Below are 26,321 nucleotides of genomic sequence, written 5' to 3' on the forward strand. Positions count from 1 at the left end.
TGGTTCCCTGCCCAGGCGTGGGGCGAGGGCGGCAACGACGTGCCTGCCGTGTGTCCGAAGCCGGTTGATCGATGATCCCCACCCATCGATCGATGTCGTCCCCGCGCAGCCGGGGACCCAAGTTCGCCGCACACCCCATCGCCACACGGCACCAAGCGTGCTAAACTAGCCCGTTCCGAGGAGCGTTGCGACAAAGTTCCCACTTTGCCAGGCTCGGATATCAATGCAACTGCGCTCACGTTACTTTTTTCTAAACATTGAAAGGAGGGCGTGATGAACGCCGTACTCAAAGACTCCCAAGACTACATCGTCGCCGACATCTCCCTGGCTGCCTGGGGCGAGAAGGAAATCCGCATCGCCGAAACCGAGATGCCGGGCCTGATGGCGATCCGCGAAGAATACGCCGCCACGCAACCGCTGAAAGGCGCGCGCATCGCCGGTTCGCTGCACATGACCATCCAGACCGCGGTCCTGATCCGCACCCTGGAAGCCCTGGGCGCCACCGTGCGCTGGGCATCGTGCAATATCTACTCGACGCAAGACCACGCCGCCGCGGCCATCGCCTCGGTCGGTACGCCGGTGTTCGCCATCAAGGGCGAAACCCTGGACGAGTACTGGGAATACACGCACCGCATCTTCGAATGGCCGGGTAGCGAGCACGCCAACATGATCCTCGACGACGGCGGCGATGCGACCCTGCTGCTGCACCTGGGTGTGCGCGCCGAAAAAGACATCTCGGTGCTCGACAAGCCAGGCTCGGAAGAAGAAATCTGCCTGTTCAACGCGATCAAGGGCCGTCTGGCGCGCGATCCGTCGTGGTACTCGAAGCGCCTGCCTGAAATCAAGGGCGTGACCGAAGAGACCACCACCGGCGTGCACCGCCTGTACCAGATGCACCAGGAGGGCAAGCTGGCCTTCCCGGCAATCAACGTCAACGACTCGGTCACCAAGTCGAAGTTCGACAACCTGTACGGCTGCCGCGAATCGCTGGTCGACGGCATCAAGCGCGCGACCGACGTCATGGTGGCCGGCAAGATCGCCGTCATCGCCGGCTATGGCGACGTGGGCAAGGGTTCGGCGCAGGCCATGCGCGCGCTGTCGGCGCAGGTGTGGGTCACCGAGATCGATCCGATCTGCGCACTGCAGGCGGCGATGGAAGGCTACCGCGTCGTGACCATGGACTATGCTGCCGAACACGGCGACATTTTTGTCACCTGCACCGGCAACTACCACGTCATCACCGAGCAGCACATGCTCAAGATGAAGGACCAGGCCATCGTCTGCAATATCGGTCACTTCGACAACGAAATCGAAGTCGCCGCGCTCAAGAAGTACGAGTGGGACAACATCAAGCCGCAAGTCGACCACGTCATCTTCCCGGATGGCCATCGCATCATCCTGCTGGCCGAAGGCCGCCTGGTGAACCTCGGTTGCGGCACCGGCCACCCGTCGTACGTGATGAGCTCGTCGTTCGCGAACCAGACCATCGCCCAGATCGAGCTGTTCATGAACACCGCGCAGTATCCGGTGGGCGTGTACACGCTGCCGAAGAAACTGGACGAGAAAGTCGCGCGCCTGCAGCTCAAGAAGCTCAACGCCCAGCTGACCACGCTGACCGAAGAGCAGGCGAACTACATCTCGGTGAGCCAGGAAGGCCCGTACAAGCCGGAACACTATCGTTACTGATCGATAGCCGCTTGTAGTCATGTGAAACGTCCTTCGGGACGTTTCGCTTATCCACTAGCCGGATGCCGCGTTCCTGACGAGGCGGCGTCCGCGTACCGCGAAAGTCTGTACCGATGCGCTTGCTGATTACCTGGCTGATCAATGCCGCGGCCCTGATGGCCTTGCCTTACCTGATGCACTCCGTCGAAGTTTCCAATATCGGCACCGCCCTGATCGCGGCGCTGGTGCTGGGGTTGGTCAATACCCTGATCCGTCCCGTGCTGGTGATCCTGACCCTGCCCGTCACGTTGATCTCGATGGGCCTGTTTATCCTGGTGATCAACGCCTTGCTGTTCTGGCTGGTGTCGAATGTGGTCGACGGCTTCCAGGTAGCGGGCTTCTGGTCGGCCTTCCTGGCAGCCATCCTGTACAGCATCATTTCGTGGACGCTTTCTACCCTGCTTCTTTCCGACAAAGATGGAAACTCCTGATTTCAGTATCGAGTTCTTCCCGCCCAAGACGCCGGAAGGCGCCGAAAAACTGCGCATCGCGCGCGCGAAGCTGGCTGACCTCGACCCCAAGTATTTCTCGGTGACCTTCGGCGCCGGCGGCAGCACCCAGCAGGGCACGCTGGCGACGGTGCGCGAGATCCAGGCCGCCGGCCATGAGGCCGCGCCGCACCTGTCGTGCATCGGCGCCACGCGCGACTCGATCCGCGACGTCCTCAAGCAATACCAGGACAGCGGCATCAAGCGCGTGGTGGCCTTGCGCGGCGACCTGCCGAGCGGCTACGGCGGCGCGGGCGAGCTGCGCTATGCCAGCGAGCTGGTGGAATTCATTCGCCAGGAAACCGGCGACTGGTTCCATATCGAGGTCGCGGCCTATCCCGAGATGCACCCGCAGGCACGTTCGCCGCAAGACGACTTGCAGGCCTTCGCGCGCAAGGTGGGGGCCGGGGCGAATGCCGCCATCACCCAGTATTTCTACAATGCCGACGCGTACTTCCAGTTCGTCGACAATGTGCGCAAGCTGGGCGTCGATGTGCCGGTCGTGGCCGGCATCATGCCGATCACGAACTATATGCAGCTGATGCGTTTCTCGGAGATGTGCGGCGCCGAGATCCCGCGCTGGGTGCGCCTCAAGCTGGCCAGCTTCGGCGACGACAGCGCCTCGATCAAGGCCTTCGGGCTGGACGTCGTGACCGGCTTGTGCGAACGCCTGCTGGCGGGCGGCGCGCCGGGCCTGCATTTCTACAGCATGAACCAGGCGGCCCCGACGACGGCGATCTGGCAGCGGCTGCGTGCCTGACGCCATGGCGGCCGGGTCCGGGCCCGGCCGTCATTCCTCGGTAATCACCCGATCAAGCGGCACGTCGTGTGCATCGCCCGCGAAGTCCACGCGCTGGCATCCATACGCGATCCCGACCGTACATGGTCTCGGCTCCGGTGCCAGCGTCCGGTCATAAAAACCGCCTCCATACCCTACGCGATATCCCCTTGCATTGAATCCCAGGCAGGGCACCAGCAAGGCTGGCGGCCGCGCCATCATGCGCAGATCGCTCGGCACCGCTACCCCCAGCCGGTCCGTGACCGTCGGCTCGCCCGGTATCCACTCGGCGAATCCCAGCGCCGCATCGCGCTCGACCACCACCGGCAATGCCAGCCGTACGCCTGCTTGAGCCAATTGCGCGTAGGCTGGGCGCAAGTCCGGCTCGCCCGCCAGTGGCCAATACACGCCCAGCGTCGCGTGGGGATGCGCCTGCCACCAGGCGAATACCCGCGCGCCGATGCGGTCGTCCCAAGCATGTTTGGTGATCGGATCGATCGCGCGCCGCAGCGCCTTGAGGGAGTGACGCAACTGGGTTTTTCCCTGGTGCGCTGGAACATTGCTTGTTGCCGTGTCTGGCGGGGGCGCAAAGGCGCGTGGTATTCTTGGATCGCCGGTCATGGTGTCAATGCAGCGTAATGTGAGAGTTGTGGATGTTTCAATCGAAATTGTCAGCCGGCCTGTTGCCGACCGCTATTGCCCTTGTTCTGTCCTTTGCGCCGCCAACTGGCGCCCTGGCCCAGGAAGACCCCGATGCACCCGCGCCCGAGGTGGCGCTGCCGCCGATCCCTGCCGGCGCGCCATCCGTTCCCGGCGCCGGCACGGTCGGCGTTCCCGCTGCCGGCGGGCCGACGCTGGTGGCCGACAGCCGCGCCGATGACGACAATTTCCTGCTATTGCGGGCAGCGGCGCGCGAGAACGACGGTGCGCGCACCAATGCGATCGCGTCGCGCCTGCCGTCAAGTTACTTGCTGGCCTCCTATGTCGACTATTATCGTCTGAAACCACGCCTGCGCGATGCCATCCAGGACGAGGTGCTGCAGGTGCTGCGCCGCCACGACGGCACGGCCGTGGCCGAACAATTGCGCGCCGAGTGGCTGCTCGAACTGGGCAAGCGGCGCGAATGGAATACCTTCGAGCGCGAGGCGGGTACGCTGGCCCAGTCCGGCAGCCTGCAGATCCGCTGCTATGCCTTGCTGGCGCGCGCCGAGCGCGGCGAGCCGGTGGCCGACGACGCGCGCGCATTGCTCAAATCCCCGGCCGGCTATGGCGACGCCTGCAGCGGCCTGATCGCGCAACTGGCCGGCAATGGCCAGTTCTCCCAGGCCGACCTGCTGTGGCAGTTGCGTATTGCCGGCCTGGACAACACCACGGGCCCCGCGCGGCGCGTCGGCGTGCTGCTCGGCCTGCCCGAGACCCGCGTCGCCCAGGCGGTCGACATGCCGGCCGTGGCCCTGGCGCGCGGCGTCGGCAATAGCCGCGCCGAACGCGAACTGTACCTGGTGGCGCTCGGCCGCATGGCGCGCACCACGCTCAGGATCGCCGTCGCCAGCCTGGAAAAGAACGGTCCGCAGCTCACCAGCGAAGAGCGCGCCATCGGCTGGGCCAATGTGGCGCTGGCGGCCTCGATCGCGCTGGCGCCCGAGGCGCACGGCTACTGGGACCGCGCCAAGGGCGCGCCGCTGACCGAATTCCAGATGCAGTGGAAGACCCGCATGGCGCTGCGCCGTGGCGACTGGAAGGACGTGCGCGCGACCATCGAGGCGATGCCGCCGAATCTGCGCGCCGATTCGACCTGGATCTACTGGCTGGGCCGTGCCATGCAGGCCGAAGGCCGCACGCAAGAAGCGCGCGCGCTGTGGCAGGGCATCGCCGCCCAGACCACCTTCTATACCCAGCTGGCCCATGAAGAGCTGGGCAACCAGATCGTGGCGCCGCCGCCGGTGGCGCCGATCACGGCCGCGGAACTGTCCCAGGCGACCAATAATCCGAGCCTGCAGCGGGCATTGAAGTTCTATCGTTTGAGCCTGCGCGCGGAAGGTAACCGCGAATGGAACTGGGGCTTGCGCGGGCTGTCTGAACGTCAGTTGCTGGCCGCCGCCGAGCTGGCGCGCCGCCACGAGCACCTCGACCGCATGGTCGAGACCTCGCTGCGCACGCGCACCGAACTGAGCTATGACCAGCGCTTCCCGGCGCCGCATCTCGAGGTTCTCAAGCCCACCGCCCAGGGTCTGAGCCTGGATAAAGCCTGGGTGTATGGCCTCATCCGGCAAGAGTCGCGCTTCATCCGCGACGCCCGTTCGGGCGTCGGCGCCTCGGGCCTGATGCAGGTGATGCCCGCCACCGGCAAGTGGGTGGCGGCCAAGATTGGCCTGAATAACTTCGTGCATACCATGCTCAACGACCTGCATACGAATATCACGCTCGGCGCCAACTACATGAATATGGTGCTCGAGAATTTCGAGGGCTCGCAAGTGCTGGCCACGGCCGCCTACAATGCCGGCCCGGGCCGCTCGCGCACCTGGCGCGGCCGGCTCGATGCACCGATGGAAGGCGCGATCTTCGTCGAGACCATTCCGTTCACCGAGACGCGCGGCTATGTGCGCAACGTCATGGCCAACGCCACCAACTACGCCTCGATCTTCGAAGGCAAGCCGCAATCGCTGAAGGCCCGCCTGGGCACGATCAGCCCGCGCCAGGGCCTCACCTCGGTACTGGACTGACATGAGCGCGCGGCCCTCGAACGTGGTGCTGATCGGCGGCACCGGCTTCATCGGCGCTCACCTGGCTGCGCGGCTGTCCGACGACGGCGTGGGCGTCCTGGTGCCGGTGCGCCACTACGAAAGCGCCAAGCAACTGACCATGCTGCCGGGCGTCGACGTCGACGTGGCCAATATCCATGACGATGCCACCCTGCGCCAGTTGCTGGCCGGGCGCGACGCCGTGATCAACCTGGTCGGCGTGCTGCATGGCGGCCACGGCCGGCCCTATGGCGAGGGCTTTCGCCACCTGCACGTGGAGCTGCCGCGCCGCATCGCTGCCGCTTGCGCGGACGCCGGCGTGCCGCGCTACCTGCACATGAGCGCGCTCGGCGTCGATTCGACCAATCCTTCGGCCAGTCCCTCGATGTACGGTCGTTCCAAGGCCGATGGCGAAAACGCCGCGCGCAGCCAGCCGCAGGTCGCGGTCACGGTGTTTCGCCCCTCGGTGGTATTCGGTCCCGGCGACCATTTCCTGACGGTGTTTGCGCGCCTGCAGCGCCATTTGCCGCTGGTGCCGCTGGCGGCCAGCCGCGCACGCTTCCAGCCGGTGTACGTGGGCGATGTCGCCGCCGCCTTTTCCATCGCCCTGGCCCGGCCCGATATGCGCAACGCCACGATCGAGCTGGGTGGTCCGGCCGTCTATACGCTGGGCGAGCTGGTGCGCCTGGCCGGCCGCTTCGCCGGCCGCGAGCGCCACGTTATCGGCTTGCCCGACTGGGCGGCACGCCTGCAGGCGGGGCTGTTCGAGCTGCTGCCGGGCGACCCCGTCGTCAGCCGCGACAACCTCGACTCGATGCTGGTCGATAATGTCGTGGCCGCCGACACCCATGCCTTGACAGCCGAGGCGCTGGGGATCAAGCTCACGGCGATCGAATCGGTCGCCCCGCACTATCTCACGCGGCACGACCGCCTCGACGCCCACCGCACCCACGCCGGACGCTGAAAGCCAACGACAAACCATGCAGACCATCGAACGCGACCCCATCCTCGCCCGCACCCTCGACGCGACCCGTCATCCCGGTTTAACCCTCATCATCGGCAACAAGAACGTGTCTTCATGGTCGATGCGGCCCTGGGTCGCGGCGGTCGCCTTCGGCATCCCGTTCACCGAGGTGAAGGTCTTGCTCGACCAGCCCGATACCGCCAACCAGATCGCGCGCTATTCGCACGCGGGCCGGGTGCCGGTGCTGATGTCGGGCGACATGACGGTATGGGACAGCCTGGCCATCACCGAATACCTGGCCGAGCAATTCCCTGATAAACACATGTGGCCGCAAGACGTCGCCGCGCGCGCGCTGGCGCGCTCGATCGTGGCCGAGATGCATTCCGGCTTTGCCGAGCTGCGCACCAGCATGTCGATGAACATCCAGGCGCGCCTGCCGGGCCGCGGCCGTACGCCCGGCGCCCAGGCCGATATCGGCCGCATCTGTGAAATCTTCGAGGATTGCCTGTCGCGCTTTGGCCACCACCAATACCTGTTCGGCGATTTCTCGATCGCCGACGCCTTCTATGCCCCCGTGGTATGCCGCTTCAAGACCTATGGCGTGACACTGGCCCCGGCCCTGCAAGCCTATTGCGACCGCGTGCTGGCGCACCCGGCGGTGGCGCGCTGGGTAAGAGAGGCCATGGAAGAAACCGATCCAACCCCGATGCACGACCTGGACTTGCCGGGCGAATGACGATGCGCAGCTATGTCGTCGGCGGCGCCGTGCGCGACGCCCTGCTCGGCCTGCCGGTCAAGGACCACGACCACGTGGTGGTGGGCGCCACGCCCGAGCAGATGCTGGCGGCGGGCTTTCGCGCCGTCGGCAAGGATTTCCCGGTGTTCCTGCATCCGCGCACGCACGAGGAATACGCACTGGCGCGCACCGAGCGCAAGACCGCGCCCGGCTACCACGGCTTTGTGTTCCATGCCGCCCCCGACGTCACGCTGGAGCAAGACCTGGTCCGGCGCGACCTGACCATCAATGCCATGGCCCGGGCCGAGGACGGCAGCATCGTCGACCCCCACAACGGCCGGCAAGACTTGCAGGCGCGCTTGTTCCGCCATGTATCGGACGCCTTTGCCGAAGACCCGGTGCGCATCTTGCGCATCGCCCGCTTCGCCGCGCGCCTGCCGGACTTCACGGTCGCGACCGAGACCAATGCCCTGATGCGCAAGATGGTCGAGGAGGGCGAGGTCGACGCCCTGGTGCCCGAGCGCGTCTGGCAAGAGCTGGCGCGCGGCCTGATGGAGCGCCAGCCATCGCGCATGCTGGAAGTGCTGCGCGACTGCGGCGCGATGGCGCGCATCCTGCCCGAGCTGGACGCGTCGTGGAGCGCGGCCCTGTTGCAAACGATCGACCACGCCGCCGGACGCGGTCACCCGCTCGAGGTGCGCTTCGCCGTCCTGGTGCTGGGCTTGAAAGGCGTTGACATCATCCAGGCCATCTGCAAGCGCCTCAAGGTGCCCAATGAGTGCCGCGACCTGGCCGTGATCGCGGTGCGCGAGCAGGGAGAAGTCGGGCGCGCAGCGGCGCTGTCCGCCGAAGCCGCCGTCACGCTGTTCGAGCGCTGCGACGCCTTCCGCAAGCCCCAGCGCTTCGCCCAGATGCTGCTGGCCGTCGCCTGCGGCGCAGGCGAGCAGTCCGGTGGCGGCATGCTGCTGCAGGCCCTGGACGCTGCGCGCGCCGTGAATGCCGGTGAAGTGGCGGCGCGCCACGCCGAGCGCAAGGACCAGATTCCAGGGGCCGTGCATGCCGCGCGCGTCCACGCCGTGCATGAGCTGTTGCACCAAACCAACTAAAGTGCCTGTAAATACGTAATTTTGTTACATGTAGTAACACGCTACGTACAGTGCGCTTCACCGTTTTGCTATCCTTCAACTGTTAATTGTTGCGTTGGAGAAAAACGATGTTCACCTTGCTGGCACGGCGTTTCGCGAGCTGGAGCCGCCGCCGCCGCGTGCTGCTGGCCAGCCTGGCGGTCCTGTTCATGAGCGCGGTGCTCGTTTTCCTGTATGTCCGGACCGAGTCGGTCGATCCGGAAATCCGCAACAGTGTCATGCTCAACCTGCGCGAACTGGAAAAGCTGGACGCTGAATGGGACGCCAATATCCTGCGCGCGCATACGGGCCGCGCGACCACGTCGCTCAAGCTGAATTCACAATTGCCGCGCATGCACGACCTGATGGCGCGGCTGGGCGACACCCTGCCGCTCACCGGCGACAGCGCCGCCCAGGCCGCCTATTCCCAGCTCGAGGACGCCCTGCACAACAAGCAACAGCTGGTGGCCCAGTTCGCCAGGCACAATCCGCCGCTGCGGGCCGCGCTGCTGGCCATGCCGCCGGCAGTGGCCGACCTTAAGACCGAGCTGTCCGGCATCGAGGGCGCGCTGGCGCCGGCCCGCATCGTGGTGCGGCTCGACACCACCCTCAACGCGCTGCTGACCGAGACTCTGCGCTACAACATCGCGCCGAGCGCGCCGCTGGCAGCCCGCATCGATGAAATCCTCGGCGACGTTGCGGCCCAGCAAATCGCTTTCTCGCCGGCCGTGATCGACAAGATGGACGCCGTGATCGCCAGCAGCCGTGTGATTCTTGAAAAACGCCCGCTGCAAAACCTGCTCGAAGTGCAGATCGCCGCCGCCGGCAGCGACCTCGCGCTCGACCGCCTGGAGCGCGAGCTCGATCGTTCCTTCGACGCCGTGCTGCTCGAGCGCCAGCGCTTTCGCGGCTATCTGTTCGCCCACAGCGCCGTGTTGATGGTGCTGCTGGTGTATGCCGGCGCGCGCCTGCGCCGCAGCTACCGTATCATCGGTGTCGTCAATCGCCGCCTGCAGGCCGCCAACGAGACGCTCGAGCAGCGCGTGGCCGAGCGCACCGCCGAGCTCGAGTCGCAGTCGCGCCAGCTCGAACGCCTGGCCCAGCACGACAGCTTGACCGGCCTGATCAACTACCGCCAGCTGACCCGCCTGCTGGAACGGGCGCTGGCGCGCGCCGACCGCCGCGACAGCGTGGTGGTGCTGATGTTCATCGACCTCGACGGATTCAAGGCGGTCAACGACACCTGGGGCCATGCCGCCGGCGACCTGGTGTTGCAGATGGTCGCGCGCCGGGTCGGCGCGAAACTGCGCGCCGAGGATGCGCTGGCGCGCCTGGGCGGCGACGAATTCGTGATCCTGCTCGAAGACGTGGCTTCGCTCGAGGGCGCGCTGCGGGTGGCGCGCCTGGCGCTGGAGGAAATCGAATCGATCACCGAGGCCGACGGCCACCCTGTAACGATCTCGGCCAGCATCGGCATCGCCAGCGCGCGCGGCCAGATAGGCGCCGCGCGCGGCCAGGAAGCCCTGCTGGCGGACGCCGACAAGGCCATGTATGCGGCCAAGCAGGCCGGGAAGGGGCGGTTCGTGGTCAGTCCGCAATCGCAATGGCTGGGCCAGGACCTCCCAACGCCGCTGGCGCCCGAGCATGCGCCGCGCCACAATATGGAAGGCAGGCTGTCACACGCTGCAAGCGCCGATCCGATCGGCTAGAATGCGAATGTTGCAGTGCACAAAGGTATCGACATGCTGGACAATCCGTTACGCCGCTGGATCCAGGGCCTGAGGGGCAAGAAGGGCCAGCCGCCGGTGCTGGTCAAGGAGCTCGGCGAGCGCGACCGCCGCCGCGTGCTGCGCCACCTGCTGGCGCTGGACAGCAATGACCGCCTGCTGCGCTTCGGCAGCATGATCCCGGACGAGCAGATCGCCGCCTACGTCGGCAGGCTCGATTTCTCGCGCGATATCGTGTTTGGCGTGGTCAACAATGTGTTCCAGCTGGTCGGAATGGGACATCTGGCGTTCGCCTCGGCCGACGGGCGCCAGTCGACCACCAAGGAGCAAATTGCCGAGTTCGGCGTCTCGGTATCGAAGTCGGCGCGCGGACAGGGCGTTGGCACGCGCCTGTTCCAGCGCGCTGCGATCCACTGCCGCAATTCGGACGTCGACACCCTCTATATGCAGTGCCTGACCTCGAACCAGACGATGATGCACATCGCCAAGAAAGCCGGCATGCGCATCAAGCGCGAGTATGGCGAGGCCGACGCCCATCTCGAATTGCCGCCGCCCAGCCCGGGCAGCGTGATGGCCGAGGCGCTCGAAGAGCAGTTCGCCGCGATCGATTACACGGTCAAGGCCAACGCCCGGGCGGCGGTGAAGTTCTTCACACCCAAAAAGTAGTCACGCCGCTTGGCCGGCCAAGCGCCGGTCAATGAGCCGCCACTGAGCCGGCCAGTCACACCAGCGGCATTGCCGTCGTTTCCTTGATACGCTGCAAGGCAAAGCTCGACTTCACGTCAAGCACCGCCGGGTGCTTGAGCAGCGTGCCCATCATGAAGCGCGAGAAGTGATCCATGTCCTCGACGTGTACGCGCAGCAGGAAATCCATGTCGCCGGTCATCGCATAGCAGGCCACCACTTCCGGCCACGTTCCCACCGAGACCGCGAAATCGTTGCGCGGCGACGTCGCCGGCAACCCCGGCTGGCGGGTAGTGCTGGCCACTTCACTATGCTTTTCCAGGCGTACGTTCACATACGCCAGCAGCCCCAGGCCGATCTTGTCCGGGTCGAGCAGTGCGACATATTGGCGGATGACGCCCGCTTCTTCCAGGCGCTTGATGCGGCGCAGGCAGGGCGAGGGCGACAGGTTGACCCGTTCGGCCACATCCTGATTGGACAACCGGCCATCGCTTTGCAAAATCTCCAGGATCTTGCGGTCTGTTTTATCCAGTTCTATCTTCGACATACCCACCCTTGATCGACTTATATATGGCAATTTTATTGCGCATTTCGAGAGGATGGGGGAATTGTTTGGAATTTAATGCTTGGGGGGCAGGACTATACTGGCTCACATACGGCAGGCGAGATGCAGGAAATGCGCCGCTGCGGTATCCGACATGAGAATCTTGGAGACACCATGAACGCACCCACGGATCGCGCCCACCTGGCGCTGCCGGAACAATCCTCGCCTTCCCAGCCACAGCAAGACATCACGCTCGACGACAAATGGACGCTCGAGCGCGGTCGCGCCTTCATGACCGGGACCCAGGCCCTGATCCGGCTGCCGATGCTGCAGCGCGAGCGCGACCTGAAGGCCGGCCTGAATACCGCCGGCTTCATCACCGGCTACCGTGGTTCGCCCGTCACCGCCGTCGACCAGACCGCGATGAAGGCCAAGAAGCACCTCGACGCCCACCACGTCAAGTTCCACCCCGGGATGAACGAAGACCTGGCGGCGACCTCGGTCTGGGGCACCCAGCAGACCAATCTGTATAAAGACGCCAAGTACGACGGCGTGTTTGCCATGTGGTACGGCAAGGGCCCGGGTGTCGACCGCTGCGGCGATGTCTTCAAGCACGGCAACAACGCCGGCTCCGCCAAGCACGGCGGCGTGCTGGTGCTGGCCGGCGACGACCACGCGGCCAAGTCGTCTTCCACCGCGCACCAGTCCGACCACATCCTGACCCACTGCGGCATCCCGGTGCTGTATCCGTCCTCGGTCCAGGAATACCTGGATTTCGGCCTGCACGCCTGGGCCATGAGCCGCTACACCGGCCTGTGGGTGTCGATGAAGTGCGTGACCGACATCATCGAATCGGGCGCCGTGGTCGACCTCGACCCGGAGCGCGTGCAGATCGTCATCCCGACCGACTTCCAGCTGCCCGAAGGCGGCCTGAATATCCGCTGGCCGGACGCCGTGCTGGACCAGGAAGTGCGGATGAGCAACCACAAATGGTATGCGGCCCTGGCCTATGCCCGCGCGAATAAACTGAACCGCATCATCTGGGACAGCCCGCAGCCGAAGATCGGCATCATCACCGCCGGCAAGAGCTACCTCGACACGCGCCAGGCGCTGGCCGACCTCGGCATCGACGAGCAGGCCGCGCGCGACATCGGCCTGCGCCTGTACAAGGTCGGCATGACCTGGCCGCTCGAGGCCGAAGGCGTGCACGAATTCGCGCGCGGCCTGGACGAGATCCTGGTGGTCGAGGAAAAGCGCCAAGTGATGGAGTACGCGCTCAAGGAAGAGCTGTACAACCTGCCGGACGGCGAGCGTCCGCGCGTGGTCGGCAAGTTCGACGATACCGGCGAGTGGAGCAACAAGAACCGCATGGGCCATGGCGACTGGCTGCTGCCGGCGACCTATGAACTCAATCCCGCGCAGATCGCGCGCGCCATCGCCTCGCGCATCTCGCACTATTGCGCGGGCCACCCGGTCGCCGAGCGGGTCAAGGAGCGCATCGCCTTCCTCGAGGCGAAAGAACTGGTGCTCAAGAGTATCCCGGCGAAGCCGAATCCAGAGACCGACCGCATCCCGTACTTCTGCTCGGGCTGCCCGCACAACAGCTCGACCAAGGTGCCGGAAGGCTCGCGCGCCATGGCCGGCATCGGCTGCCACTACATGGTGTTGTGGATGGACCGCGAGACGTCGACCTTCACCCACATGGGCGCCGAGGGCACGACCTGGATCGGCCAGGCGCCGTTCACCGACGAGAAGCACGTGTTCGTCAACCTGGGCGACGGCACCTATTTCCACTCGGGCATCCTGGCGATCCGCGCCGCGGTGGCTGCCAAGGTCAACATCACCTACAAGATCCTGTACAACGACGCGGTCGCGATGACGGGCGGACAGAACGTCGACGGTCCACTCGACCCGGGCATGATCAGCCGCCAGATCGCGGCCGAAGGTGTGACGCCGATCATCGTCGTCACCGACGAACCCGACAAATACCCGAGCGACTATGCCTGGGCCCCGGGCACGACGGTGCGTCACCGCGCCGAATTGATGGACGTGCAGCGCGAGCTGCGCGAGATGCCGGGCGTATCGGCCGTGATCTACGACCAGACCTGCGCGTCCGAGAAGCGCCGTCGCCGCAAGAAGGGCGAATTCCCCGACCCGGCCAAGCGCGTTGTGATCAACGAAGCCGTGTGCGAAGGCTGCGGCGACTGCTCGGTGCAGTCGAACTGCCTGTCGGTCGAGCCGCTGGAAACCGAACTGGGACGCAAGCGCCAGATCAACCAGTCTTCGTGCAACAAGGATTATTCTTGCGTGTCGGGCTTTTGCCCGAGCTTTGTCACCGTCGAAGGCGGCGGCCTCAAAAAGCCAAGGAAAGCAGCGGCTTCCGAAGCGGCGCCGCCTGCATTGCCGCTGCCGATGATCCCGTCGGTCGAGACGCCGTATGGCATCCTGGTTGCCGGCGTCGGTGGCACCGGCGTGGTCACGGTGGGCCAGATCCTGGCCGTGGCGGCCCACGTCGAAGGCAAGGGCGCCATCGTGCTCGACCAGAGCGGCCTGGCCCAGAAGGGCGGTCCGGTGATGTCGCACGTGCGCCTGGCCGAACGCCAGGCCGACCTGCACTCGACCCGCGTCGGCACCGGCAGCGCCGACCTGGTGATCGGCTGCGACCAGATCGTCACCGCCAGCCGCGATGCGCTGAGCCGCATGGGCGAGGGCCGTACCTGGGCCGCAGTCAACGCCAGCGGCTCCACCACCGCGGCCTTCGTCAAGAACCCGGACTGGCAGTTCCCGGCCGAGGGCTCGCGCGGCGCCATCCAGCAGGCTTGCGGCAAGGACAACGTCGAATTCATCGACGCCGGCCAGATCGCCACCGCCTTGCTGGGCGACTCGATCGCCACCAATATGTTCATGCTGGGCTACGCCTTCCAGAAGGGCCACGTGCCGCTGCAAGAGAGCTCGCTGCTCAAGGCGATCGAACTCAATGGCGTGTCGGTGGCCTTCAACAAGGCCGCCTTCAACTGGGGCCGTAGCGCGGCGCACGACCTGGCCGCGGTCAGCCGCGCCGCCATGCCAGCCAAGGTGATCGAGTTCAAGCGCAGCCAGACGCTGGACGACATCGTGGGCCGCCGCATCGAGCTGCTCACCGCCTACCAGGACGCGGCCTACGCCAGCCAGTACAAGGCCTTCGTGGACCAGGTGCGGGCCGAGGAAGCGAAGCTGGGCAAGGGCACCCGCCTGGCCGAAGCCGTGGCGCGCTACTACTACAAGCTGATGGCCTACAAGGACGAGTACGAGGTCGCGCGCCTGCATACCGATCCGGCCTTCCGCGAAAAGATCGGCGCCATGTTCGAAGGCGACACCAAGCTCAAGTTCCACCTGGCGCCTCCCTTGATGGCCAAGCACGACAAGGAAGGCCGCGCCATCAAGCGCGAGTATGGTCCGTGGATGATGAGCGCCTTCGGCGTGCTGGCCAGGTTCAAGGGCCTGCGTGGCACCGCCTTCGACGTGTTTGGCTATACGGCCGAGCGCAAGATGGAGCGTGCGCTCATCAAGCAGTACCGCGACACCGTGGCGGCGCTGCTGCCGAAGCTGACGCTCGACAACCTGGCGCAGGCGGTGGCGATCGCCAGCATCCCGGAAGACATCCGTGGCTACGGCCACGTCAAAGAGCGTCACCTGAAGGCGGCCAAGGAGAAAGAGGCGGCGCTGGTGGCGGCGTATCACGCGCCGGATGCGACGCCAAGGGCGGCTTGATAATGAAGGCGCGGACGACTTGACGTGTGCGCGCCTTGATTCATTGACCGCTTGATATCACCCGTTGTCCGCTAGCCTCAAACGTGACAGTTCGATGTATTCGCCCCCGATTTCGGGGTCTATAATCGGCGCATGAGTACGCCATTCACGCCCCGTCGCACGACCCTCCCATTGCGTTTGATTTCCAGCTCGCTCGCCGCGCTGTTCGTCCTTGCCGGTTGCGGCGGCGGGAGCGGATCGCCGAGCGTCGGCGCGCCGCCGGTGGCGCAAGAGCCGCCTCCGGCCACGCCGACCACGCCGACCAATCCGGCGCCCCCCACCGGCAACCAGCCGACCCCGGAAGACCTGAACCCGAACCTGCTGGGCGACGCTTATGGCACGTATGCCAACAAGTGCGCCGTCCCGCGTACCGGCCTGGATGCGAGCGGCAAGCCTTATCCGGACACGCAAGGCACCCTGCTCGACGAGCTGAAGTTCCTGCGCGCCTGGACCAACCAGTACTACCTCTGGTACAACGAAGTCCCGAACACCTACAAGATGGCCGACTTCACGAGCGCGCTCGATTACTTCGAGGTGCTTAAGACGCCGCTTCTCACCGCCAACGGCCAGCCGAAAGACCGTTTCCACTTCACCTACACGACCGCCGAATGGGAAGCGATGCAGACCCGCGGCGTCGACCTCGGTTATGGCATCACCTGGTCGCGCAGCACCAATGAAGGCGCGCCCCGCACCTGGCTGGTCACGGCGGTCGAACCGGGTTCGCCGGCCGCCGCCGCCGGCCTGCTGCGCGGCGACATGCTGCTCAAGGTCGACGGTATCGATTTCGTGAACACCGAAGACGAAGCCGCGGTCGACAAGATCAATGCCGGCCTGTTCCCGGACAAGGTTGGCGCCACCCACGGGCTCACCCTGCAGCGTGCCGGCGTGCAGTTCGACGTAACGCTGACCGGCGCCGAAGTGGTCGAGGCGCCGGTCAAGAACGTCAAGGTGATCGAGACCGCCAGCGGCAAGGTCGGCTACCTGACCTTCGACAGCTTCAACGCGGTGTCCGAGAAACAGCTGTACGACGCCTTCACCACCTTCAAGCAGGCCGGCGTCAACGACCTGGTGCTGGACGTGCGCTATAACGGCGGCGGCCTGCTGTACGTCGCCAGCCAGCTGGCCTATATGATCGCCGGCCCCGAATCGACGAGCGGCAAGGTGTTCGAGCGCTCGCGCTACAACGACAAGACGCCGGCTTACCAGCCGATCATGTTCCGCTCGACCGCGTGGGGTTTTGCGTCGAGCAACCCGCTGCGCACCGGCACCCCGCTGCCCACGCTGGGCCTGAAGCGCGTGACGGTACTCAGCACCGAGGGTACCTGCTCGGCCAGCGAATCGGTGATCAACGGCCTGCGCGGAGCCGACATCGAAGTGATCCAGATCGGTGGCACCACTTGCGGCAAGCCATACGGCTTCACGCCGGTACCGAACTGCGGCACGACCTATTTCTCGATCGAGTTCCAGGGCGTGAACCACAAGGGCTTTGGCGACTTCACCGACGGCTTCAAGCCGACCTGCCAGGCAAGCGACGACCTGTCGCGGCCCGTGGGCGACCAGAGCGAAGGCTTGCTGGCCACGGCCCTGGCCTACCGCGCCAGCGGCGCCTGCCCGGTGTCGACCACGGCGCGCGCGCGCCAGGTGCCGATGCGGATCGTGCGGCCGGAAGCGAAGGAAGTCCTGATCCATACTACGCCGGGCGCGCCGCCGCGCTGAGCGCGGCGCGGGGCACAGCAGCTGTATTGACGGGCGGTCGGAGGGGTCTCTGGCCGCCCCTTGTCTTTCCGGTCCTGAACTGTTGCATGTAGAACACGTCTATAATCACCGGCTTCCTTCCTCGTTTCTGCCGGAGCTTTTCGATGATCCGTTCTGCGTTACTGCTGGCCCTGTTGTCGGCCATTCCCTTGTCCCATGCCGCCCCCGACCTGAGCACCGTGTCGGAGCGCTCGGGCTTCACCGCCACCGGCCGCTACGACGAGACGATCGCGCTATGCGCCGCATTCCAGCAGGCGTATCCGAAACAGGTGCAGTGCATCGACTTCGGCATCACGCCGGAAGGCCGCCCGATGAAGGCGCTGGTCGTCAATGGCAAGGGCGTGTTCACGCCGCAGGCCGCTAAGCAGCAGGGCCTGCCCGTGACCCTGATCCAGGGCGGCATCCACGCCGGCGAGATCGACGGCAAGGATGCCGGCTTCCTGGCGCTGCGCGAGGCGCTCGAAGGCCGCGCGGCCAAGGGTGCGCTCGACAAGCAGGTGCTGCTCTTCGTCCCGGTGTTCAACGTCGACGGCCACGAGCGTTTCGGCAAGTGGAACCGCCCGAACCAGCGCGGCCCGGTCGAGATGGGCTGGCGCACCACCGCCCAGAACTTCAACCTCAATCGCGACTACCTGAAGGCCGACGCGCCCGAGATGCAGGCCATGCTCGGCCTGGTGAACGCCTGGGACCCATTGGTCTACGTCGACCTGCACGCGACCAACGGCGCCAAGTTCCAGCACGATATCTCGATCCAGGTCGAGCCGGTGTACTCGGGCGACGCCGAATTCCGCAAGGCCGGCCTGGCACTGCGCACCAACGTCATCAAGGACATCGCCAAGGAGGGCTCGTCCCCGCAGTCCTACTACATGTCGTTCGTGAAGCACGACGATCCGATGTCGGGCTTCATGGACGGCGTGTCCGATCCGCGTTTCTCGACCGGCTATTTCCAGTTGCGCAACCGCATGGCGATGCTGGTGGAAACCCACTCGTGGAAGGAATATCCGGTGCGCGTGCGCATCACCCGCAACACCGTGGTGTCGGTGCTCGACCAGGTCGCGAAGAACGGCAGGCAATGGCAGCAGGCGGCCTACGCGGCCGACGCGCGCGCCGCCAGGCTGGGCAACCAGCCGGTGGCGCTGTCCTACAAGGCCAGCGACAAGAAGGAGATGGTCGACTTCAACGGCTATGCCTACACCCGCACGCCGTCGGAAGTCTCGGGCGCCCTGATGACGCGCTACGACGAAACCACGCCCCAGGTGTGGCATGTGCCGCTGTGGCAGGACATCGTGGCCGACGTCCAGGTCACCGCGCCGCGCGCCGGCTACATCGTCCCCGCCGCCTATGCCGCGATCGTGGGCGAGAAGCTGCGCCAGCACGGCGTCGTGTTCCGCACGCTGGACAAGGAAGTCGTGCGCTTTGAGGCCGAGACCTTCCGCGCCGACAAGGCCACCCTGGCAGCCGCTTCGGTCGAAGGCCACCAGCGCCTGACGGTCGAGGGTAAGTGGAAGCCGGAGCAGCGTTCGATCGCGCCAGGTTCGCTGTTCGTGCCGATCGCGCAGCCGAAGGCGCGCCTGGTGGTGGCGATGCTCGAGCCGCAGGCGCCGGATTCGCTGCTGGCCTGGGGGGCGTTCAACAACGCCTTCGAGCGCAAGGAATACATGGAAGACTACGTGGCCGAAGAAGTGGCGCGCGAGCAGATGGCGGCCGATCCGGCGGTGGCGAAGGCGTTCCAGGAGCGTCTCGACAGCGATCCGGCCTTCGCCAAGAACCCGCAGGCGCGCCTGGAGTTCTTCGCCAAGCGCCATTCGTCGTACGACGAGCGCCTGAACCTGTATCCGGTATTGCGCGCGAATACTGCGCTGTAATCGCGCCGTCGGTCGTCAAGCCGTCACCCCGCCAAGGCTCCCGGCAGGGGGCGGCGCCCGGCCTGGCCGATCGATGACCCTGCCATTGGGTGTCGAATGGGTAAATACGCAAATGATCTTTCGGACAGAATATTGTCCACCGTTCCCCAATTGGGGAATGGTTGTTGAAAAGGAAATCCCTTAGTCTCGCTTGCATCGCGCCCGGAGAGACTAACCATGCCAACCCCCCCTTCGCCCCAACGCACCACGCTGGCCCTGACCGTCGCCCTCGCCTTGGGAGGCTGCGGCGGTGGGGGCAGCGATCCCGTGCCACCCCCGCCGGGTCCGATCGTCCAGCCGCCCCCGCCGCCCAGCGCCATCGTGACCGGCGTCGTCGTCGACGGCTACCTGGCCGGCGCCAGCGTCTGGCTCGACCAGAACAACAACGGCCTGCATGACGCGGGCGAACCGTCGGTCCGGACCGATGCCGGCGGCAAGTACATTCTCACAGCGGCCTTGACGCCGGCCCAGCTGAACGGATTGCGCCTGCGCGCGATCGGCGGCATCGATGGCGCGACCGGCCTGCCGTTTGCCTATGCGCTGGGCGCCATCATCGAGGATGCGGCCAGCAAGCCGGTGGTGGCGGTAACGCCCCTGAGCACGATCGTCGAGGCGATGCTCGCGTCGAACGCGGCCACCTCGCAGGCGCAGGCGCGCCAGGCGGTGGCGCGCGTGTTCGGGCTGTCGTCGGTGCAGGCGCTCGACCAGGATCCGCTGACCCTGGCCGTGCGCGAACCGGCGCTGCTGCAAAAGATGATCGCGCTGCAGATGGCGATGGAAGTGATGGCGCGCGCCGAGCAGGGCCTGGACGCCAGTCCGGTCGCCGCGTATGGCCGGGTGGCGCAAGCCGTGGCCGCCGAGGTGGCGCGCCTGGGCGCCGCCCAGGATGCCGGGCCGGCCAGCGTGGCTGCGCTGGTGCAGGGCGCCGTCGCCCGCCACGACCGCTTGCTGAACCGGCGCGCCGAGGCGCATGACGTCGTCGCGCTGGCGGCCGACGTCGCGCGGCTGGCCGAAGCCAGCCTGGCGCTCGCGGTCGGCCGCGTGATGCAGGCCGCCCCGGAGGCCGCCGGCGCCGCGCTGCAGGCTGCGCTGGCGCAGCACGTCGATCCGGTGATCCGCTTCGTCGACACGGTCCAGTACCAGGCCGAACATGCCGCCGCCACGGCATCGGGCACGCTCCCGCGCCTGGCGCAGGTCGCGCGCACGGCCGGACTGGCGCCCGCGCTGCTGGCGCTGGTGGACGCCGCCGTCATGCTCGACGCGATCCCGGCGGCGTCGGCCCAGCCCGCGCCGGAGCTGGCCGGCGTGCTGGCGGCCCTGCAAATCCTGTCGGGAGCGCCGCCGACGCCCGCACCGACGCCGGCGCCGACTCCAGCACCGACGCCGGCGCCGACTCCAGCGCCGACCCCCGCGCCGACACCCGCGCCGACACCCGCGCCGACACCCGCGCCGACACCCGCGCCGACACCCGCGCCGACACCCGCGCCGACACCTGCGCCGACGCCCGCTCCGACGCCAGCGCCGACACCTGCGCCGACACCCGCGCCGACACCTGCGCCGACGCCCGCTCCGACGCCAGCGCCGACACCTGCGCCGACACCTGCGCCGACGCCCGCTCCGACGCCAGCGCCGACGCCTGGGCCGACACCAGCGCCGACGCCTGCGCCGACACCAGCGCCGACGCCTGCGCCGACACCAGCGCCGACGCCTGCTCCAACACCTGCGCCGACCCCAGCACCTACCCCGGCGCCCACTGCGGCCCCGACGCCCGCACCGACTGCCGCGCCAACCCTGCCACCACCTGTCTTCCCAGGCTCCTGACCGCCCCTGCAAGGATAGAACATGCCCACTACCCCTACCGTCACGCTCAACGAGATCCCGGTCGACCCGCGCGACCCCACCAAGGCTGCCTGGGGCCCTGACCTCGCCACCCAATATTTCTTCGTGCTGGCCAACGGCACCGTGGCCGCCGAACAATTCGACCCGGCCGACATCCCGGCCGCCACCCGGGCGCTCATGGCGCAGTACGGGCGCGGCATCTCGGTCGTGCTCGGCGGCGGCGGCGACACCGCGGCCGGTTCCAACTGGGGCGACGCGTTTACTGCCGGCATAGGCGTCAACCGCATCGATGGCGGCGCGAACCTGGGCACCGCCCCTGACGGCGGCCAGGCGCGCGACGTGCTCAATGTGCTCGTCGCATCAAGCGAGGCGGCGGCAGCGCTGTGGGTAACGGCGCTGGAAGCGGATGCCGGCGGCGCCGACGGCGAAGCCTATGCGGCCGGCTACCGCGTCAAGGTGGGCAACGGCGCCGAGACCGACTACCTCAGGAACGTCGAGCAGGTAAACGTGTTTCGCAGCGACGCCGGCAACGCCTTCTACCGCAGCTTCCTGCTGGCGCCGGAAGCACGCACGATCGACCCGCAGGCCGACCTGGCCGCAGCGACCCACTTCGCCTGGGTCGCCGGCACCCAATGGTTCGACGCCTTCGACGCCGGCACCGACATCCCTGCCGCCACGCGCGCGCTGATGGCGCAGCATGGGCGCGGCGTCTACATCGACATGGGCCCGGGCGGCGACAAGGTCGTCGGCTCGGCGTATGGCGACGCCATCGTCGCCGGCAGCGGCGCCGACCATGTCGACGGCGGCGCCGGGCACGACGTGCTGTACGTGCGGGTCGCCACCGGCGAAGAGGCCGCCGCGGTGCGGGTGGAACTGCTGGCCGCCGATGCCGGCGGCGCCGATGGCGCGGCCTTCGCCGACGGCTATACGCACAAGGTGGTGGCCGCGGGCGTCGCCGACTATGTCCGCGATATTGAACGCGTCGTCGTCCAGTTGCAGGCCGAGGCGGCCAGCGGCGGCGTGACGCGCGAGATCCCGCTCGCGGTGTCCGTCCGCGAGGCTGGCGCGGGCGAGGACGGCTTCGCCCACCTGGCCTGGATCGATGGCGGCGCCGGCGCCGACACCATCCGCGCCGGCGACCTGGTATCAAGTGCGCTCGCCGCGCGCATGCGCGACACCGGCAAGGGCGCCTGGATCGACGGCGGCGCCGGCGATGACGTCATCGCCGGCAGCGGCCAGGCCGACACCATCCGCAACGGCGCCGGCAATGCCCGCATCGACGGCGGTGCCAACGCCGGCGGCAAGGACGTGTTCGAGATCGCCGTCGCCTCGCGCGAGGCCATGGATGCGGTCCAGGTGAGCGCCTCGGACGATCCGGACTATGACTGGATGGTGAGCTATGGCGCCGGCAGCCAGAAGGATTACCTGCGCAACGTCGAGACGGTGCTGGTCACGGCCGGGGAAACCGGTCGCTGGATCGCGCTCGACGACGTGCCGCCGCCGAACAGCGCACCCACTTTCGCCGGCGCGCCGGCCGGGGTGGCGATCGACCGCACCGGCGTCGATCATTTCCTGGTGGGTGGCACGGTGCTAAACGACGGCAAGCTACTGTCGCTGCGCGGCATCCTGTTCGAGAACGGCCGCTATGAGGTGGCGCTGGTGCGCAACAACGCCGACGGCAGCCTGGATACCACCTTCGGCGGCACCGGCCGCGTCGCACTGCCGACCCAGACCATCGCCAATACCAGCCCGGTGCAGCAGGCGGACGGCAAGATCCTGGTGACCGTGGCCACGCCTGGCGCCAATTTCAATGTGCAGGTGCTGCGCCTGAATCCGGACGGCAGCCTGGATACGGGCTTCGGCGATGGCGGCGCGGTAGTGGTGTCGATCGGCCCGAACAGCGATCTGCCGACCGACATCCTGTTGATGGCGGACGGGCGCATCGTGATCACCGCGACCGACCTGGTCAATGGGGGCATGGGCTTCGGCGTCATGCGCCTGCTGGCCGACGGCAGCCTCGATACCAGCTTCGACGGCGACGGCACGCTACAGTTCAGCCCGCGCCCCGGCCAGGCCGCCTCGGTCAGCCACGCGACGCTGCAGGCCGACGGCAAGCTCCTGCTGGTGGGCCTGGCCCAGGGCGGTGGTACGGGCCTCGATTTCGCCATTTCCCGCGTTGGGGTCGACGGCCTCCTGGACACGGGCTTCGGCAGCGGCGGCACGGTGGTGCTCCCGGTCGGCCCCGGCACCGACAATGCGCGCGCCGTGGTGGCGCTGGACGACGGCAAGGTGCTGGTCGCCGGCACCACCCGCTCCGCGAACAACGACGTCGACGGCGCGCTGGTGCGCCTGAACGCCGACGGCTCGCTCGACGCCAGCTTCGGCAACGGCGGCGTCGCGATCGGGCGATTCACCGCCGGCCACGACCTGTTCTCGCAGATGGCGGTGCAGGACGACGGCAAGATCGTGGTGTTCGGCAGCATGAACGGCGGCCTGACGAGCAGCACCGGCGCCGAGCTGATGGTGGCGCGCTACCACGCCGACGGCCGCCCGGACACCGCCTTTGGCGATAACGGTATGGTGCACATCCCGGGCCAGGGCATCGGCACCGGGATGGATCCAGGCGCACTCGCGATCGTCGACGGCCAGATCGTCGTGTTCGGCAATACCCTCGACGATCTCGTCTCTGGCAACGTCAGCACCGTGCTGGCCCGTATCGATGCCGACGGCCGCCTGGACCCCAGCTTCAATCCCGATCCCGTGCCGTCGGTCGGCGGCAGCCTGGCGACCGACGGCGGACGCCCGGTGGTGCTCGACCCGGATGCCGCCATCCACGACGCCGAACTGGCGGCGCGCGGGCATTACGGCGGCGCCAGCCTGACGCTCGCGCGGCAGGGCGGGGCCGCAAGCAGCGACCGCTTCAGCGCGCTCGGCGAAGTCAGTTTCGCGGGCGGCGTGCTGGCCGTCGACGGCGTCGCCATCGGCCGCGTGACGCAGTCCGGCGGCGCCCTGACGCTGGCCTTCGATGAGGCGGCCACCCAGGGCCTGGTGAACCGCGCCATGCACGGTATCGCCTACGCCAATACCAGTACCGCGCCGCCGGCGTCGGTACCGATCGCCTGGACCTTCAGCGATGGCGCGGTGCAAACGGTCGCCGTGACCGAGGTGCGGATCGGCGCCGTGGTGCAAGAAGTGCTGCGCAATCCGGCCGATCCGGCCCGCGCACTGGACGGTACGCCGCTGGCGAGCCTCGACTACCTGGCGCAGGTCAGCGGCAGCGCGCGCGGCGAGATGTTCGACAGCACGCAGGCGCTGTCGGCCGCGAACCAGGCGCTGATCGCGGAACTGGGCCGCGGCGGACGCTTCGACCTGGGCGGCGGCGACGACACCCTGGTCGGCACCGCCGGCGCTGACCTGGTCAATGGCGGCAATGGCGTCAACCGCATCGACGGCGGCGCCGGCAATGACACGCTCGAGATCGTGGTGCGCTCGCAGGCCGAGGCCGATGCGGTGACGCTGACCGCGCTGGCCGGCGCTGCCGGCCGCGCCACCAGCCCCGAAGAGGACGTCGCCGCCTACGATGCCGGCTACCGCTTCAAGGCGGGCAATGGCGACGCCGAGGTGAGCTACCTGAAGGACGTCGAACACGTGAGGGTCGTGCTGTGGAACGACCGCGACGGCGATGGCGTGCGCGGCGCCGGCGAAATAACCGAGGTGCGTACGATCGCCGTGACCGACGAGCCGGCGCCGGCCAATACCGCACCGACTTTCGCCGGCGTGCCGGCCGGGGTCGTGGTCGATAACATCGGCGCCTATTACACGCAGCTTGCCGGGAGCGTGACCGCCAGCGGCAAGCTGCTGTCGGTGCGCGGGCTCGTGGACGACGAGGACCAGTTCTCCGTCGTGCTGGCGCGCCACAACGCCGACGGCAGCATCGACACCGGTTTCGGCGATGGCAATGGCCGCGTCGTGCTGGACACCGGCGGCGTCAACCTGAACCCGGCGCCGCTCGAGCTGCCGGACGGGAAGATCATGCTGGCGGTGTCGACGCCGGGCGCCCTGTTCGATTTTCGCATCATGCGCCTGAACGCGGACGGCAGCCCGGACACCAGCTACGGCGATGGGGGCTCGGTGGTGGTGAACGTCGATCCCGGTTCGGACCTGCCGACCGAGATACTGCTGCAGCCTGATGGCAAGGTCATCGTGGCCGGCGTCCGGAGCGTGAACACCGGGGGCGGTTTCGTGGTGGCGACCCGGCTCGACCAGAACGGTGCGCTCGACACGCGCTTCGGCGATGGCGGCAAGCTGGCATACTCGCCACCCGGCGTGGGTGCGTCGCCCAGCCACGTGGCGCTGCAGGCTGACGGCAAGCTGCTGGTGGTCGGCTTTATCGGCGTCAGCCTCGGTGAGGATCTGGACGTCGTCGTGGTGCGTTTCGGCGCCGACGGCGCCCTCGATACCGGTTTCGCCGATGAGGGCATCCTGATCCATGCGGTCGGCGCGGGCACCGACAATGCGCGCGCGGTCCACGCGCTCCCGGATGGAAAGATCCTGGTGGCCGGCACCACGCGCTCCCCGGCCAACGACGTCGACGGCTTCCTGATGCGCCTGAATCCGGACGGTACACTCGATGCAGCGTTCGGCGCAGGCGGCGTGGTGCAGGCCCACCTGACCGACGGCCACGATGTCTTTGCCCACATGGTGGTCCAGCCCGACGGCAAGATCGTCACCCTCGGCACCATCGGCGCGACCTCGTCCAGTCTCGGCATCGGTGGCGAATTGATGCTGGCGCGCTATCACCCGGACGGCCGGCTCGACACCGGCTTCGGCGAAAACGGGATCACGGTCATACCGGGCCATGGCATCGGTGTCGGCAGCGACCCGGGCAGCCTGGTGCTGGTCGACGGACAGTTCGTCGTGTTCGGCACCACCACGACCGATATTGCCACCGGCGCCACACAGCCGCTGCTGGCACGCGTGAATGCCGACGGCACGCTCGACGCCGGCTTCGGCGCGGCGCCGACGTCCTCGATCGGCGGCATCGTGCGCTTCAGCGGCGCCGACGCGGTAGCGCTGGATGCGAATGCGGCCATCCACGACGCCGAACTGCATGCACGCGGCGACTACGGCGGCGCCTCGCTGACCCTGGTGCGCCAGGAGGGCGCCGCGCTCGAGGATGTGTTCTCGGCGCTGGGCGAAGTCAGTTTCGCCGATGGCCTGCTGCGGGTCGGCGGCCTCACGATCGGCAGCGCCAGCCAGGACGACGGTGTGCTGAAGCTGGATTTCAATGCGCAGGCGACCCAGGGACTGGTCAACCGCGCCATGCACGGCATTGGCTACCTGTACGACGGCGAAACGGTGCCGACCTCGATCTACATCGACTGGATCTTCGACGATGGCGAGGGTGGCGCCGACCCGGCGCGGGCGACGACCGAGGTCATCGTCGACGCCGGCGCCGGCCTCGGTGGCGTCGCAGCGGTCGAACTGGTCGGCCTGCCACAGGGCTGACGCCGGCGTGGTCGG

At 67.3% G+C, this 26,321-nt stretch carries 16 protein-coding genes and 1 riboswitch; of the genes, 14 read left to right on the plus strand and 2 right to left on the minus strand.

What is annotated here, in order from left to right:
* Nucleotides 1-171 precede the first annotated feature (171 nt).
* Nucleotides 172-244: riboswitch (S-adenosyl-L-homocysteine riboswitch) on the plus strand.
* A gap of 29 nt (nucleotides 245-273) precedes the next feature.
* The 3 genes from ahcY to metF all read left to right on the plus strand — a co-directional run bounded on the left by ahcY (nucleotide 274) and on the right by metF (nucleotide 2,973).
* Nucleotides 274-1,686, plus strand: coding sequence for an adenosylhomocysteinase (gene ahcY, locus AC56KW_RS19705; protein WP_497172366.1), 1,413 nt, complete (start codon nucleotides 274-276; stop codon nucleotides 1,684-1,686).
* A 113-nt stretch (nucleotides 1,687-1,799) separates the two neighbouring features.
* The gene (locus AC56KW_RS19710; RefSeq protein ID WP_497172367.1) at nucleotides 1,800-2,156 is read left to right on the plus strand and encodes a phage holin family protein; all 357 of its coding nucleotides are present in this window, start codon (nucleotides 1,800-1,802) and stop codon (nucleotides 2,154-2,156) included.
* Nucleotides 2,143-2,973, plus strand: a complete 831-nt coding sequence (gene metF, locus AC56KW_RS19715) for a methylenetetrahydrofolate reductase [NAD(P)H] (RefSeq protein ID WP_497172368.1) — start codon at nucleotides 2,143-2,145, stop codon at nucleotides 2,971-2,973. The genes AC56KW_RS19710 and metF overlap by 14 nt, the downstream gene beginning before the upstream one ends.
* Nucleotides 2,974-3,003: 30 nt before the next feature.
* Here the strand turns inward: metF and AC56KW_RS19720 are convergent, their stop codons facing one another.
* The gene (locus AC56KW_RS19720; protein ID WP_497172369.1) at nucleotides 3,004-3,612 is read right to left on the minus strand and encodes a 5-formyltetrahydrofolate cyclo-ligase; all 609 of its coding nucleotides are present in this window, start codon (nucleotides 3,610-3,612) and stop codon (nucleotides 3,004-3,006) included.
* 32 nt (nucleotides 3,613-3,644) lie between these two features.
* On the opposite strand from AC56KW_RS19720, the gene AC56KW_RS19725 reads away from it, so the two are divergent.
* The 6 genes from AC56KW_RS19725 (at nucleotide 3,645) to AC56KW_RS19750 (ending at nucleotide 10,949) form a co-directional block, all read left to right on the plus strand.
* The gene (locus tag AC56KW_RS19725) at nucleotides 3,645-5,714 is read left to right on the plus strand and encodes a lytic transglycosylase domain-containing protein (RefSeq protein ID WP_497172370.1); all 2,070 of its coding nucleotides are present in this window, start codon (nucleotides 3,645-3,647) and stop codon (nucleotides 5,712-5,714) included.
* Nucleotide 5,715: 1 nt separating this feature from the next.
* Nucleotides 5,716-6,696, plus strand: a complete 981-nt coding sequence (locus AC56KW_RS19730) for a complex I NDUFA9 subunit family protein (protein WP_497172371.1) — start codon at nucleotides 5,716-5,718, stop codon at nucleotides 6,694-6,696.
* Nucleotides 6,697-6,712: 16 nt separating this feature from the next.
* Nucleotides 6,713-7,432: a glutathione S-transferase family protein gene (locus AC56KW_RS19735; protein ID WP_497172372.1), complete on the plus strand. Its 720-nt coding sequence runs from the start codon at nucleotides 6,713-6,715 to the stop codon at nucleotides 7,430-7,432.
* Between the two features lie 2 nt (nucleotides 7,433-7,434).
* Nucleotides 7,435-8,538: a tRNA nucleotidyltransferase/poly(A) polymerase-related protein gene (locus AC56KW_RS19740; RefSeq protein WP_497172393.1), complete on the plus strand. Its 1,104-nt coding sequence runs from the start codon at nucleotides 7,435-7,437 to the stop codon at nucleotides 8,536-8,538.
* Between the two features lie 107 nt (nucleotides 8,539-8,645).
* Entirely contained in the window at nucleotides 8,646-10,265 is a 1,620-nt protein-coding gene (locus AC56KW_RS19745) for a diguanylate cyclase (protein WP_497172373.1), read from the plus strand.
* Nucleotides 10,266-10,298: 33 nt separating this feature from the next.
* Nucleotides 10,299-10,949: a GNAT family N-acetyltransferase gene (locus AC56KW_RS19750; protein ID WP_497172394.1), complete on the plus strand. Its 651-nt coding sequence runs from the start codon at nucleotides 10,299-10,301 to the stop codon at nucleotides 10,947-10,949.
* Between the two features lie 55 nt (nucleotides 10,950-11,004).
* Here AC56KW_RS19750 and AC56KW_RS19755 read toward each other — a convergent pair whose 3' ends face one another.
* Nucleotides 11,005-11,514 (minus strand): Lrp/AsnC family transcriptional regulator, encoded by a 510-nt coding sequence (locus tag AC56KW_RS19755; RefSeq protein WP_497172374.1) that lies wholly within the window; start codon nucleotides 11,512-11,514, stop codon nucleotides 11,005-11,007.
* A gap of 171 nt (nucleotides 11,515-11,685) precedes the next feature.
* Here AC56KW_RS19755 and AC56KW_RS19760 point away from each other — a divergent pair, with 171 nt between their 5' ends.
* From AC56KW_RS19760 to AC56KW_RS19780, 5 genes are all read left to right on the plus strand, one after another.
* Complete coding sequence (locus AC56KW_RS19760) at nucleotides 11,686-15,261, plus strand: indolepyruvate ferredoxin oxidoreductase family protein (protein ID WP_497172375.1); 3,576 nt, start codon at nucleotides 11,686-11,688, stop codon at nucleotides 15,259-15,261.
* Nucleotides 15,262-15,393: 132 nt separating this feature from the next.
* Nucleotides 15,394-17,016 carry a S41 family peptidase gene (locus AC56KW_RS19765; protein WP_497172376.1) on the plus strand — a complete coding sequence of 541 codons (1,623 nt, stop codon included), beginning with the start codon at nucleotides 15,394-15,396 and terminating at the stop codon, nucleotides 17,014-17,016.
* Between the two features lie 143 nt (nucleotides 17,017-17,159).
* Nucleotides 17,160-18,920: a M14 family metallopeptidase gene (locus tag AC56KW_RS19770; RefSeq protein ID WP_497172377.1), complete on the plus strand. Its 1,761-nt coding sequence runs from the start codon at nucleotides 17,160-17,162 to the stop codon at nucleotides 18,918-18,920.
* Between the two features lie 216 nt (nucleotides 18,921-19,136).
* Entirely contained in the window at nucleotides 19,137-20,780 is a 1,644-nt protein-coding gene (locus tag AC56KW_RS19775) for a hypothetical protein (protein ID WP_497172378.1), read from the plus strand.
* A gap of 21 nt (nucleotides 20,781-20,801) precedes the next feature.
* Nucleotides 20,802-26,306, plus strand: coding sequence for a hypothetical protein (locus tag AC56KW_RS19780; protein ID WP_497172379.1), 5,505 nt, complete (start codon nucleotides 20,802-20,804; stop codon nucleotides 26,304-26,306).
* The last annotated feature ends 15 nt before the right edge of the window (nucleotides 26,307-26,321 follow it).

This window comes from Telluria sp. RT2P19 (genome assembly GCF_059685725.1).

What these genes read in the sequence shown, in the direction of transcription:
- metF (WP_497172368.1), top strand. Translation starts at nt 2,143, where the DNA reads ATGGAAACTCCTGATTTCAGTATCGAGTTCTTCCCGCCCAAGACGCCG.
- AC56KW_RS19780 (WP_497172379.1), top strand. Translation starts at nt 20,802, where the DNA reads ATGCCCACTACCCCTACCGTCACGCTCAACGAGATCCCGGTCGACCCG.
- AC56KW_RS19760 (WP_497172375.1), top strand. Translation starts at nt 11,686, where the DNA reads ATGAACGCACCCACGGATCGCGCCCACCTGGCGCTGCCGGAACAATCC.
- AC56KW_RS19720 (WP_497172369.1), bottom strand. Translation starts at nt 3,612, where the DNA reads ATGACCGGCGATCCAAGAATACCACGCGCCTTTGCGCCCCCGCCAGAC.
- AC56KW_RS19775 (WP_497172378.1), top strand. Translation starts at nt 19,137, where the DNA reads ATGCCAACCCCCCCTTCGCCCCAACGCACCACGCTGGCCCTGACCGTC.
- AC56KW_RS19745 (WP_497172373.1), top strand. Translation starts at nt 8,646, where the DNA reads ATGTTCACCTTGCTGGCACGGCGTTTCGCGAGCTGGAGCCGCCGCCGC.
- AC56KW_RS19740 (WP_497172393.1), top strand. Translation starts at nt 7,435, where the DNA reads ATGCGCAGCTATGTCGTCGGCGGCGCCGTGCGCGACGCCCTGCTCGGC.
- AC56KW_RS19735 (WP_497172372.1), top strand. Translation starts at nt 6,713, where the DNA reads ATGCAGACCATCGAACGCGACCCCATCCTCGCCCGCACCCTCGACGCG.
- AC56KW_RS19725 (WP_497172370.1), top strand. Translation starts at nt 3,645, where the DNA reads ATGTTTCAATCGAAATTGTCAGCCGGCCTGTTGCCGACCGCTATTGCC.
- ahcY (WP_497172366.1), top strand. Translation starts at nt 274, where the DNA reads ATGAACGCCGTACTCAAAGACTCCCAAGACTACATCGTCGCCGACATC.
- AC56KW_RS19750 (WP_497172394.1), top strand. Translation starts at nt 10,299, where the DNA reads ATGCTGGACAATCCGTTACGCCGCTGGATCCAGGGCCTGAGGGGCAAG.
- AC56KW_RS19770 (WP_497172377.1), top strand. Translation starts at nt 17,160, where the DNA reads ATGATCCGTTCTGCGTTACTGCTGGCCCTGTTGTCGGCCATTCCCTTG.
- AC56KW_RS19765 (WP_497172376.1), top strand. Translation starts at nt 15,394, where the DNA reads ATGAGTACGCCATTCACGCCCCGTCGCACGACCCTCCCATTGCGTTTG.
- AC56KW_RS19710 (WP_497172367.1), top strand. Translation starts at nt 1,800, where the DNA reads ATGCGCTTGCTGATTACCTGGCTGATCAATGCCGCGGCCCTGATGGCC.
- AC56KW_RS19730 (WP_497172371.1), top strand. Translation starts at nt 5,716, where the DNA reads ATGAGCGCGCGGCCCTCGAACGTGGTGCTGATCGGCGGCACCGGCTTC.
- AC56KW_RS19755 (WP_497172374.1), bottom strand. Translation starts at nt 11,514, where the DNA reads ATGTCGAAGATAGAACTGGATAAAACAGACCGCAAGATCCTGGAGATT.